The following is an 11,134-nucleotide window of genomic DNA, read 5'->3' as shown; positions in this document are numbered from 1 at the left end:
ATCCAGGCGGTGCCGGTCTCGGCCGAGACCGGCACCGCCTGGATTCCGCGCACCTGCGGCAAGAGCCGCTCGGTCTTTTCGCGCAGCTCGGCCAAAAGCTCCTGCGGGTTGTCGATCAGGTCCCATTTGTTGAAGGCGATCACCGGCGCCCTGCCCTCGCGGATGATGAGGTCGGCGATCTGCAGGTCCTGCTTCTCGAAGGGGATGGTGGCGTCGAGCACGATGATGACGATCTCGGCGAAGCGGATGGCGCGCAGCCCGTCCTGCACCGAGAGTTTTTCCAGCTTCTCCTGCACCTTGGACTTGCGCCGCATGCCGGCGGTGTCGAACAGCTTGATCCGGCGGCCGCGCCAATCCCAGTCGACCGAGATCGAATCGCGGGTGATGCCGGCTTCCGGGCCGGTGAGCAGCCGCTCCTCGCCGATCAGCGCATTGATCAGCGTCGACTTGCCGGCATTCGGGCGGCCGACGACTGCGATGCGCAGCGGCTTGGTGTCGTCATAGGCGGGCTCGGCATCCGGGTCGGCGATGTCCTCGCCGATCAACACCTCGCTGGCGGCGATCTCGTCGCTGTCGTCTTCCTCCTCGCCGAGCGCGCGCTCTTCGCCCAAGGCTTCGACCACCGCATCGCGCAGGTCGGGCATGCCCTGGCCGTGCTCGGCCGAGACCGGGATCGGCTCGCCGAGGCCGAGCTCCCAGGCCTCCAGCAGTCCTCCTTGAGCGCCGCGCGCCTCGGCCTTGTTGGCGACAAGAACCACCGGCTTGCCGGATTTGCGCACGACGTCGGCGAAGGTGCGGTCGTCCGGCATCAGGCCGGATTTGGCATCGACGGTGAAGAAGATGAGGTCGGCCTCGCGAATGGCGATCTCGGTCTGCTGGCGCATGCGGCCGGGCAGCGTCGAAGCGGCCGCATCCTCGAAACCGGCGGTGTCGATGACATCGAAATAAAGATCGTAGAGTTTCGCCGCATGGACGCGGCGGTCGCGCGTGACGCCCGGCGTGTCGTCGACAAGCGCCAGCTTCTTTCCGACCAGCCGATTGAAAAGAGTCGATTTGCCGACGTTAGGCCGGCCGATGATGGCGACTTTGAACGACATCCAGTCTACCGTTTATTTTGCATGTCGTTTGCCCCAAAACCGCTGCGCACTTTTGGGCGACATGCAATCACGACGCGTTGCCCGACCCGCGGATCAGCTCGGACATCAGCTGCGCCCGCTGGCGCACATTGCGCGGGGCAGCCTCGTCCGAAGAGATCTGGTCGAACAGTTTGAGCGCATCGGCCGACTTGCCGTCCTTCCAGGCGGCAAGGCCAAGCGCCTCGCGCGCCGAATGGCGCAGCGGATTGGTGTCGGCGGTGAGCGCCTCGACGCGGCTGGAGACATCGGCGAAGGAGCCGTGGTCGACGAGCAGCAGAGCTGCTCTCAGCCGCGCGATGTCGCGGATGCCGGCGGGGATGGCGTTGTCGGCGGCGACGTCATCGAAATCCTTGACCGCGCCGTCGACGTCGCCCTTGTCGGCCTTGACGGTCGCGGCGCGCATACGGGCGAGCAGCGGATAGGCGCCGTAGCCGTCCTTCTCCAGCTGGTCGAGAGCGGCGATCGCCTCGTCGTTCTTGCCGTCATTGGCGAGCTTGAGGGCCGCCGAGAAGGCGTCGCCCGAGCGGTTGGCGCGGCTCTCGTCCCAGTAGCGGTAGCCGACGACGGCGGCAGTGCCCAGCACGATCAGGATGGCGATGCCCAGAATGGCCGGGCCAAAACGATCCCACAGCGCCTGCGCCTGCTCGCGACGAATCTCTTCGTTGACTTCGCGGATAAAACTGTCGTCCGACATCAATCAAAAACCATTATTGCCCCAGAGGGGGGCGCTTCTTGAGCCCGCGTTTTAGCGAAAATTTGTCGGCATGGAAGGGGGCGGGCCGGAAAATCGGCTGAGAACGCCAGATGCCGCACGGGGCTTGCCGGATCGCATCGACGCCACATTTGCGCGATAGCCGGCTTCCGATCGGCCCGAAGGGTCCTGCCAGAAGGTTGCCAATGCTTCGTTCGTACCGCGTCCTCGCCTACAGCCTTGCTTCGCTGGCCTCAGCCAATGCCGCCCTCGCCGATCCGCCGAAACCGCCAGCCGTTTCGCCGGCCAGGCCCAAGCAGGTCGTGCTGATTTCTTTCGATGCCGCCCGCGAGATCTCGCAATGGCAGCGAAGCCGGGCGCTGGCAAAGCGCACCGGCGCGCATTTCACCTATTTCCTGTCCTGCGTCTTCCTGCTCTCGCCGGACACGCGACAACAATATGCCGGCCCCGGCAAGACCGCCGGCAAATCCAATGTCGGCTTCGGCGCCTCGAAACAGGACGTCGCGGATCGGCTCGAGCAGGTCCGGCTGGCGGCTGCCGAGGGCCACGACATCGGCAGCCATGCCTGCGGCCATTTCGACGGCAAGGATTGGAGCAAGGCCGACTGGCTGGCCGAGTTCGCCTCCGTGCGGCGCATCTTCGAGAACGCCTATGCGATCAACGGCATCCCCGAACCGGCCGACTGGCACGATTTCGCGGCTCATGCGCTGGTCGGGTTTCGCGCGCCGTATCTTTCAACGAACAAGGCGCTTTACGAAGCGCTGCCCGAGGCGGGCTTCCAATATGACGCGAGCGGCGTTTCCAACGGCCCCGAACTACCGCCGGCCCGCGACGGCACAATCCGTTTCGCCCTGCCGCTCATCCCGGAGGGGCCCAAGGCGAGGCCGGTGGTCGCCATGGACTACAATCTCTATGTCCGCCATTCAGACGGCGCCGAGAAACCGGCGATGGCGGGCGAATTCACCGAGCGCGCCTATCAGGCGTTCCTCACCGCCTTCGAGGCTGAGTACATCAGCAAGCGCCTGCCGCTGGAGCTCGGCTTCCACTTCACGCTGATGAACGGCGGCGCCTATTGGGACGCGCTGGAGCGCTTCGCCGACGAGGTCTGCGTGAAAGCCGACGTCGAGTGCATCAGCTTTCGCGATTATGTCTCGCGGCAGCGCGCCGGACGCGCGCAGGCGAGTGTGGGCGGCTGACTGGACCCAGCCGCGCCCTAACGCGCGGCGCGATCTTTCAGATTCGCTCCATGCGCTTTAGGTTTGATCTTACGCATGTCTCGATCCCGAAACCGGTTCCCACTTTCGGGAGGCTGCTTTAACTTACCGGCTGATCTTCGGGACGCATGCCAGCCTGCTCGCGTTCCAGATAATGCTGATCGATAACCGGCAGTTGTTCGCCTTGCAGCGTCGCCTCGAAGGCACGCAAACGTTTGTGCACAGACTGCAGCTCGACAATCGTCGACCAAGAATTCAACAGGAACTGCAGCGAGTTCGTCACCTTGCCGAACGCGTTCGAGATCTGATTCAGCGCGCCAAACGTGATCTTGTGCGCGACCAGCGAAGGCCCGAGGATCAGCAGCGAGAAGATGTTGTCGGCCTGCAGGTAGGTGTAACGAACTACGTTGAAATAGATGTAGTGGAAATAGAGCTTGAAATAATTGCGGCGGACGTTGTTGAACAATTGCGTCGTCGTCGCCGGCTGAGCCCGGTCGGGATGATCTTCGCCGTAGACAAGCTCCTTGCGATAAGCTGCCTCGACACGCTGGTTTCGAAACTGCAGGCCCGGGAGCTTAAGACCCGCCACCATGACGGAGATCGTTCCGAATAGACACCAGCCCAATGCCGCAACGACCAGTGGTTGAGGGACCGCGCCGATGATCGGCAATTCGGTGATGTGAGCCTGTAGCTGAATCAAGACCGGCAGAAAGGCGATCAGGGTCATGATCGACTGAACGAAGGTCGAGCCGAGATCTTCCATGATCTGCGAGAAACGCATCGTGTCTTCCTGGATACGCTGCGAGGCGCCCTCGATGTGGCGCAGCCGGCCCCAATTGGCCATGAAGTAATCGTTCATCGCGGTGCGCCAACGGAAGATCCAGTGGCTAACGATGAAGGCGTTGACCACCTGCACATTCATGCCGACCAGCGCCAGCCAGGAGAAATCGGCCAGCCCTTTGTAGAATTCTATGTTGGTCGAGGGAGTCGTTCCCGACATCAAGCCTTGGACGTAGTCGAAGAAGGGGCCATACCAATTATTGACCGCAACCGAGATCTGAACGTTAAAGTAGATGAAGAACAGGATGACGGCGGTCATCAGGATCGACCAGTTCTGCCACGGGTGCGGGGCGTACCAGCTCCAGAAGGCGTAGAAGACCGCCACGCAGGCCACAAAGTAGATATAGAACCACAGGAACGGCTTCGACCACAGCACCGCGATGCCGATAATGGGCGGCGTGCCGGCCGCTGCCGGCGGCAAGCCGAAGACGGCGCCCAGTTGCTCACCACCGAAGAACCAGAACAGGATCGCCGCAAGGCTCCAGAGGGCGGCCGAGGTGAAGAAGAGCTTCGGCTGCGGGAAGAAAGATACGAACACTGTGGCGGGTTTCCTCGGTCTGACCGCAAATCAGCGGCGTTGCTGTTCGGCGGGCATAAGGTCACACATTAGGGGGAAAGAAAATGCCCTGCCCGATGCCCGGCATCGAACAAGGCCGCAAATCATGGCGATTTTGGCGCGGCCGACCAGGCAATGACGCCGGAGAGCAACAGGGCAACCGCCGCCATGATAGAGGCAAGGGTATAATTGCCCGACGCCTGGGCGAGCAGACCGGCGGCGACCGGGCCGACGATCTGGCCAAGGCCGAAGGCCGCCGTCATCACTGCGAAGACGCGGCGTGGCGCCCGCGGCGCGAGCTGTCTGCCCATCTGTATCCCCAGCGCCGTGATGGCGATGAAGGTGCCGCCGAGCAGGACACCGGCGATCAGCGGCCCGGCGGCACCTTTGACGACCACGCTGGCGGTGACGCCGACCACCTCGATCAGGCAGATCGCAGCGTAAGCGGCGTAGATCCCGATGCGGGCGGCGAGCTTGTGCCAGAACCAGGTCGAGGGAAAGCCGGCAAGCCCGGCGACCATCCAGACGGTAGCCTCGAACACGCGGCCGCCGCCGCCCTGGCGAACGATGGCGACCAGGAAGGTGGCCGTCACCACATAGCCGAAGCCGAACAGCCCGTAGGCGACGATCATCTTCGCCAGCGACCGGTCTTTCGGCAGCGCCGGCTCACGCCCGTCAACGCCATTGGCCGGCGTGGCCGAGCCCGCAAGCAGCATGACGATCAGCAAGCCAACCGCCGAAAGCGCTCCGGACCAGAGCCAGCCCGCGGCCCAATCCGCGTGTTCGGAGACGAGGATCGCGAGCAGTGCGGAGGAGACGGCAATGCCGAGGCCGACACCGCCGAAATGCAGCGCCTGCAGATCGCCGCGTCCGGCTTCCGCCAGATGGCTGAAGACGATCGAGGCCATGAACACCATGACGAAGGCGCTGGCGAGGCCGGCGAGGAAGCGGAGAAGCAGGAAAGCGGCCATCGTCTCGTTGAGACCCATGAGCCCTGCGAGCACGGCACTGGCGGCCAGGCCGGCGAACATCAGCAGGCGCTCCTGGCCATGCGCCCAGCCGCCGGCCGCGGCCAAAGCGCCGATGAGATAGCCGAGATAGTTGGCGGCCGCGATCCAGCCGGCATCGGCCGGGGTCAGGTGCAGTCCCTCCATCATGCCCGGCAGGATCGGCGTGTAGACGAAGCGACCGATGCCCTGGGCGACGGCAAGCGCGACCATGCCGGCAAAGGCAAGACGCACGGGAGATGGCGAGGCGTTCATTGCGGCGCACAATAAGAATGTGCGCTCGCGAAACAATGCGCTTGCGTTGGGCCAGCGCGGGGACGCGCCCCAGGCGTAGACGTCCCCTCACCCAGCCTCCGCTTCGCTCGGGTGACCTCTCCCCGCTGGGGAGAGGAGATTGTCGACGCCGGCGCCAACTTCTTCTCCCCACCGGGGAGAAGGTGGCCGCGAAGCGGCCGGATGAGGGGGAGCGCCGCCGAAAGGCCAATAACTAGCGACAGCCCGCCCCTGCCGTCTCGTAGGCCGTCCGGCGGGCCGTCAGCCGGAACGGCATGTCGCCGAGTTCGCGCTCCGACATCGTGTCGAGCACCGGATGCGACAGCGGATCGGTGATCCAGCGGGCGATCTCGCCATCGTCGCGCGACCTCGCCTCGGTCCCGGCAAACCCTTTCAGCAAGGATAAAATCTTCATCGGACTACTCGTGGCTCAAGGCTATTCGTGTTAAATTCTGCGCTTTCCCGTCGGGATTCAATTGAGATTTCGATCGACGCCATTTAGAAAAACTGAATGGCTATGCTCAACCGCGTCCATCTCAACGGCCTGCGCGCCGTGGAAACCGTCGCCCGGCTGGGATCGCTGGCGGCAGCCGCCGCCGAGCTGAACGTCTCGGTCAGCGCCGTCAGCCAGCAGGTCAAGCGCACGGAAAAGCAGCTGGGACAGGCGCTGTTCGAACGCACGCCTGGCGGGCTGGTGCCGACCGAATTCGGCGCCGCCTTCACGGCGCGGCTCAGCACCGGCTTCCGCGAGCTCGCGCAAGCGGTGGCGCTGGCCGACGAGGCCAATGAATGCACGCTGGTCGTCTCGGTGGCGCCGGCCTTCGCCTCGAAATGGCTGCTGCCCCGGCTGTCGCGGCATTTCGCGCGGCATCCGAACGTGCTTTTGCGCATCGACGCCTCGGCCAAGGTCGCCGATCTCGACCGCTCCGACATCGATATCGCCATCCGGCTCGGTGACGGCAAATGGCCAGGCGACCGCGCCGAGCTTCTGCTTGCGCAGGAGGTGTTTCCGGTCTGCGCGCCCTCGATCGCGGCCAGGCTGCACTCGATCGGCGATCTGGCGCAGACCTGCGCCATCACCGACGAGCGGGCGATGTTCAGCTGGGACAGCTGGTTCGAGGCCGCCGGCGTCGAGCCGGTCACCTTCCAGAAGGGCGCGCGCTTCACCGATCCGATGCTTTGCCTGGAATCGGCGATCGCCGGTCACGGCGTGATGCTTGCCTGGCAGTTGCTGACCGCCGACGCGCTGGCCGACGGCCGACTGGTCGCGCCCTTCGGGATCAGGGCCGAGAGCGGGCTCGGCTACTGGCTGGTGACCTCGGCCACCAAGAGTGAAAGCCGCAAGGTGCGCGATTTCAAGGCCTGGATCCGCGAGGAGATCGAGGTGACGGTGGCGCAGTTTCGCGCGCTGGACAGCGCTGCCTGAAATCATGCCCAGTCAATCGCGGTGGAAAGGTCAATCGCAGCGGTCTATGTAAGGATGAGAACCCCAACATAACGGCAGGCAGGATCATGACCACACATTCGCGCGGCGTTTTGGCAAGCATCGATCCGGTGAAGCTCGACAGGCTGGCGGAAGTCGCCATCAAGGTCGGGCTGCAACTGCAGCCCGGTCAGGATCTGGTGCTGACTTCGTCGATCGCGGCGCTGCCGCTGACGCGGCGCATCGTCGAGCATGCCTACAAGGCTGGCGCCGGGCTGGTGACGCCGATCTTCAACGATGACGAGATCACGCTGGCGCGCTTTCGCTACGGCGCCGATGCCGGCTTCGACCGCGCCGCCGGCTGGCTCTACGAGGGCATGGCGAAGGCCTTCTCGAACAATGCCGCGCGGCTCGCGGTGCGCGGCGAGGATCCGTCGCTGCTTTCCTCGCAGGACCCGGCCAAGGTGGCGCGCGCCAACAAGGCGAACTCGATGGCCTATCAGCCGGCGCTGGAGAAGATCACCGGCTTCGACATCAACTGGAACATCGTCGCCTATCCCGATCTTGCCTGGGCTCGCCAAGTGTTTCCGGGCGAGCCGGACGACGTCGCGGTGGTGAAGCTCGCCGACGCCATCTTCTCCGCCTCGCGGGTCGACGTCGATGACCCGATCGGCAACTGGAAGGCGCACAACGCGGCGCTGGCCGAGCGCACGAAATGGCTGAACGAGCACAATTTCCATTCCCTGCATTTCACCGGGCCGGGCACGGATCTCACCGTCGGGCTGGCGGATGGCCATGAATGGATGGGCGGCGCTTCGACGGCGAAGAACGGCGTCACCTGCAATCCCAATATCCCGACCGAGGAGGTCTTCACCACGCCGCATGCCAGGCGCGTCGAGGGTCACGTCTCCTCGACCAAGCCGCTCTCCTACCAGGGCACGCTGATCGACGAGATCTCGGTGCGCTTCGAGGGCGGGCGGATCGTCGAGGCCAAGGCCTCGAAGGGCGAGGACGTGCTGAAGAAGGTGCTCGACACCGACGAGGGCGCGCGCCGTCTCGGCGAAGTGGCGCTGGTGCCGCATTCCTCGCCGATCTCGAAGAGCGGGCTTCTGTTCTTCAACACGCTGTTCGACGAGAACGCCGCCTGCCACATCGCGCTCGGGCAGTGCTACTCGAAGTGCTTCGTCAACGGCGCCTCGCTCAGCCAGGACGAGATCGCCGCGCGCGGCGGCAACAAGAGCTTCATCCACATCGACTGGATGATCGGCTCGGACAAGATCGACATCGACGGCGTGGCCAAGGACGGCAACCGCGTGCCGGTGATGCGCAAGGGCGAGTGGGCATAACCTCCTCGCCAGCGGAGATGTGATGGCCTTCGACATAGCGGTGAAGCGCGTCTATGAGCCGCCGGCGAAAGCCGACGGCCAGCGCGTGCTGGTCGACCGCATCTGGCCGCGCGGCGTCGCCAAGCAGCACGCCGCGCTGACGCTCTGGCTGCAGGAGATCGCGCCGAGCGACGCGTTGCGCAAATGGTTCGGGCATGAGCCGGAGCGCTGGGCGCAGTTCCAGAAGCGGTATCGGGCGGAGCTTGACGCGAATGGCGAGGCGGTGGCGCAACTGCGTGGTCTGATGCGCGGGGCAAGGTGACGCTGCTCTATGGCGCGCATGACGAGGCGCACAACAACGCGGTGGCGCTGGCGGGGTATTTGGAAGCCCAAGCTAATTGTTGAGAGGTCGAGTTCCTTCGCCCCCCTCTCTGTCCTGCCGGACATCTCCCCCTCAAGGGGGGAGATTGGCAGCTTTGGCGACGGCGCTCGTCCTGCAACGTCTGCGATTGGCAGCTTTGGCGAGGCGCTTGTCTTGCAACGCCTGCGATTAGCGAAAGCCGGCGTGACGGCTAATCTCCCCCCTTGAGGGGGAGATGTCCGGCAGGACAGAGAGGGGGGCGAAGGAACGCTGCCTAAGTAGTCGAGCCTACTTTCCGCCCACCGCCTCCTCGTAAACCTCCGCCTTGAACCCCACGAACACCCGCTCCCCCACCTCGAGCACCGGCCGCTTGATCATCGTCGGCATGGCGAGCATCAGTTTCTTCGCCTTCTTCTCGTCCAGCCCGGCCTTGTCCGCCTCCGGCAGCTCGCGAAAGGTGGTGCTGCCCTTGTTGAGCAGCTTTTCCCAGCCGACCTTGCCGACCCAGCCGTCCAGTTTCCCAGCCTCGATCCCCTCGGCCCGGTAGTCATGGAAGCGATAGTGCCCGCCGTGGCTTTCCAGCCAAACGCGCGCCTTCCTGATCGTGTCGCAGGTGGTGATGCCATACATGGTGATGGTCAAGGCGGGCCTCTGTCGGGTGGGGTTTCGAATCCGGCGGAAGCCTAGGCCGTTTGGACCAGACATCAAGTAGGAACCGATCGTTCGCCTGCCAGCGGTGCGTCGCTCGGCAGGTGACAATTCGTGTCAGGATCACGATGCCGTGCCAAGAGGTCAACGATTCAGCGTTGGAGAGTTCGAGATGCAGGCATGTTCGACGGACCAGTACAGGTCCGTCGGCCATTTTTTGTTTCTGGATTACGAGCGATCGCTGGGGCATCCTATGGCATGTGCAACCTCTACAACATCACCACAAGCCAGGACGCCATCCGCGAGTGGACCCGCGCCATGCGGGACATCATGGGCAACCTTGAGCCCTCGCTGGACGTCTATCCCAACATGCCCGGCGCAGTGGTCCGCAATGCCCCCGATGGCCAGCGTGAGCTTGCCAAGCTGCTGTGGGGCATGCCAACGCCGGCAGAGCGGGTGAAGGGCAAGGCGGACTACGGGACCACCAACATCCGCAATCCGCAGTACGCCCATTGGCAGCAATATGTTGGCGTGGAGAACCGCTGTGTGGTGCCCGTTACAAGCTTCGCGGAGCCCAGCCCCACGCCCAACGACAAGGACCCTGAGACGGGCATACAGCGGAACTACTGGTTTGCGCGAAGCGGGGACCGTCCGCTGTTTTTCTTCGCTGGCATGTGGACGCGCTGGCAGGGGGTCCGCAGGGTCAAGGACGGGGCTGGAGACTTCGAGCTTTACGGCTTCCTTACGACCAAGCCGAACGCCCTCATAGCGCCAATCCACGACAAGGCCATGCCGGTGATCCTGACTACGCGCGAGGAGGTGGACATGTGGCTAACCGCGCCGTGGTCCGAAGCGCGGCACATGCAGCGGACAGCCCCCGACGATGCCTTGGTGATCGTCGAGAAGCCGGCCACACAAATCAAGTTCCCAAATGCCGGGGATGCGGCGGGTGGCCAAATGTCATTACTTTGACCCGGCTCTGACCCGGCGAGGAGATGATCTATCAATCTTTTTCGTCTCGCCAGATCCCCCGCCGCACCATACGCACCCCCACAAGGCGCCTCACGCGTATCTTCACGCCCTGGACGGCGCTGGGCAGCAAAATGTCCACGTCGAACTCCCGCCGCTTGCAGCGCTCGCACCGCATGTGCCGCTCGACGTCCCAGAACGGAATGTCCCCCATGAGCTTGAGGAGATCTCCGGGGAGGTAGTGATGGGTGATGTTGCAGTTGATGCACCGGACGCGGATTAACTGCCCGATTTCATGGGCACGGCTTAGCGTCTGAACGACGCGTCGGGATCTGCTGCTCGGCTCCGGCATGCCCTACGAAATAGGAAAGTGTTCCTCGCGGAGTCAATTCAAGCAAAACCCTTTTGTTCTATTTTTGTTCATTGTGGCAGTTAGAGCTATCGGAGTGACGGAGCTTCAGGACCGGCGTTCCTCTAATAACACCCGCGCTCGATCGCCAGCCGCCGCACCAGAGCCAGCACGCTGTCGATGGTGGGCGTCGGCTGGCCGGTCAGGCGGCCGAGTTCCTGCACCGCCGTGACCAGCGCGTCGATCTCCATCGGGCGGCCGCGCTCGAGGTCCTGCAGCATCGAGGTCTTGTGCTCGCCGACATCGCCGGCGCCCTTGATG

Annotated in this window: 11 protein-coding genes and 1 pseudogene; 5 read left to right on the top strand and 7 right to left on the bottom strand. The window is 64.1% G+C overall.

All coding sequences use genetic code 11. The features are described 5' to 3' along the window. Positions 1-1,097: ribosome biogenesis GTPase Der (gene der, locus EOA27_RS07685; RefSeq protein ID WP_127255854.1), on the bottom strand; the 1,097-nt coding region annotated here is incomplete at its 3' end. Between the two features lie 67 nt (positions 1,098-1,164). Next, positions 1,165-1,830, bottom strand: a complete 666-nt coding sequence (locus EOA27_RS07680; RefSeq protein WP_126078620.1) for a tetratricopeptide repeat protein — start codon at positions 1,828-1,830, stop codon at positions 1,165-1,167. 203 nt (positions 1,831-2,033) lie between these two features. Between EOA27_RS07680 and EOA27_RS07675 the strand changes: the two genes are divergently transcribed. Further along, positions 2,034-3,044, top strand: coding sequence for a polysaccharide deacetylase family protein (locus EOA27_RS07675; protein ID WP_126078621.1), 1,011 nt, complete (start codon positions 2,034-2,036; stop codon positions 3,042-3,044). Between the two features lie 118 nt (positions 3,045-3,162). On the opposite strand, the gene sbmA is transcribed toward EOA27_RS07675, so the two are convergent. From sbmA to EOA27_RS07655, 3 genes are all read right to left on the bottom strand, one after another. Further along, the gene (gene sbmA, locus EOA27_RS07670; protein ID WP_126078622.1) at positions 3,163-4,440 is read right to left on the bottom strand and encodes a peptide antibiotic transporter SbmA; all 1,278 of its coding nucleotides are present in this window, start codon (positions 4,438-4,440) and stop codon (positions 3,163-3,165) included. A 122-nt stretch (positions 4,441-4,562) separates the two neighbouring features. After that, positions 4,563-5,720 carry a YbfB/YjiJ family MFS transporter gene (locus EOA27_RS07665; RefSeq protein WP_245463216.1) on the bottom strand — a complete coding sequence of 386 codons (1,158 nt, stop codon included), beginning with the start codon at positions 5,718-5,720 and terminating at the stop codon, positions 4,563-4,565. Between the two features lie 232 nt (positions 5,721-5,952). Continuing rightward, positions 5,953-6,153, bottom strand: coding sequence for a hypothetical protein (locus EOA27_RS07655; protein WP_126078623.1), 201 nt, complete (start codon positions 6,151-6,153; stop codon positions 5,953-5,955). Positions 6,154-6,249: 96 nt separating this feature from the next. Between EOA27_RS07655 and EOA27_RS07650 the strand changes: the two genes are divergently transcribed. From EOA27_RS07650 to EOA27_RS07640, 3 genes and pseudogenes are all read left to right on the top strand, one after another. Continuing rightward, positions 6,250-7,164 (top strand): LysR substrate-binding domain-containing protein, encoded by a 915-nt coding sequence (locus EOA27_RS07650; protein WP_126078624.1) that lies wholly within the window; start codon positions 6,250-6,252, stop codon positions 7,162-7,164. An 86-nt stretch (positions 7,165-7,250) separates the two neighbouring features. Next, positions 7,251-8,507, top strand: coding sequence for an aminopeptidase (locus EOA27_RS07645; protein WP_126078625.1), 1,257 nt, complete (start codon positions 7,251-7,253; stop codon positions 8,505-8,507). A 22-nt stretch (positions 8,508-8,529) separates the two neighbouring features. Next, positions 8,530-8,891 (top strand): annotated as a pseudogene (locus tag EOA27_RS07640) (DUF488 domain-containing protein). Between the two features lie 244 nt (positions 8,892-9,135). Here the strand turns inward: EOA27_RS07640 and EOA27_RS07630 are convergent. Further along, the gene (locus EOA27_RS07630; protein ID WP_126078626.1) at positions 9,136-9,489 is read right to left on the bottom strand and encodes an ArsC family reductase; all 354 of its coding nucleotides are present in this window, start codon (positions 9,487-9,489) and stop codon (positions 9,136-9,138) included. Positions 9,490-9,753: 264 nt separating this feature from the next. On the opposite strand from EOA27_RS07630, the gene EOA27_RS07625 reads away from it, so the two are divergent. Beyond that, positions 9,754-10,467, top strand: a complete 714-nt coding sequence (locus EOA27_RS07625) for an SOS response-associated peptidase (RefSeq protein ID WP_126083491.1) — start codon at positions 9,754-9,756, stop codon at positions 10,465-10,467. A gap of 471 nt (positions 10,468-10,938) precedes the next feature. Here EOA27_RS07625 and EOA27_RS07615 read toward each other — a convergent pair. Next, positions 10,939-11,134: ketopantoate reductase C-terminal domain-containing protein (locus EOA27_RS07615; protein WP_281059399.1), on the bottom strand; the 196-nt coding region annotated here is incomplete at its 5' end.

Origin of the sequence: Mesorhizobium sp. M2A.F.Ca.ET.037.01.1.1, from assembly GCF_003998075.1 — a bacterium.
Taxonomy (GTDB): Bacteria; Pseudomonadota; Alphaproteobacteria; order Rhizobiales; family Rhizobiaceae; genus Mesorhizobium.
Note: the sequence above shows the minus strand (reverse complement) of the source record. Positions and strands in the feature narration are given on the sequence as shown.

Coding starts and splice junctions, on each gene's coding strand:
- EOA27_RS07675 (WP_126078621.1), top strand. CDS start 2,034: ATGCTTCGTTCGTACCGCGTCCTCGCCTACAGCCTTGCTTCGCTGGCC.
- EOA27_RS07655 (WP_126078623.1), bottom strand. CDS start 6,153: ATGAAGATTTTATCCTTGCTGAAAGGGTTTGCCGGGACCGAGGCGAGG.
- EOA27_RS07680 (WP_126078620.1), bottom strand. CDS start 1,830: ATGTCGGACGACAGTTTTATCCGCGAAGTCAACGAAGAGATTCGTCGC.
- EOA27_RS07645 (WP_126078625.1), top strand. CDS start 7,251: ATGACCACACATTCGCGCGGCGTTTTGGCAAGCATCGATCCGGTGAAG.
- EOA27_RS07665 (WP_245463216.1), bottom strand. CDS start 5,720: ATGAACGCCTCGCCATCTCCCGTGCGTCTTGCCTTTGCCGGCATGGTC.
- EOA27_RS07625 (WP_126083491.1), top strand. CDS start 9,754: ATGTGCAACCTCTACAACATCACCACAAGCCAGGACGCCATCCGCGAG.
- EOA27_RS07650 (WP_126078624.1), top strand. CDS start 6,250: ATGGCTATGCTCAACCGCGTCCATCTCAACGGCCTGCGCGCCGTGGAA.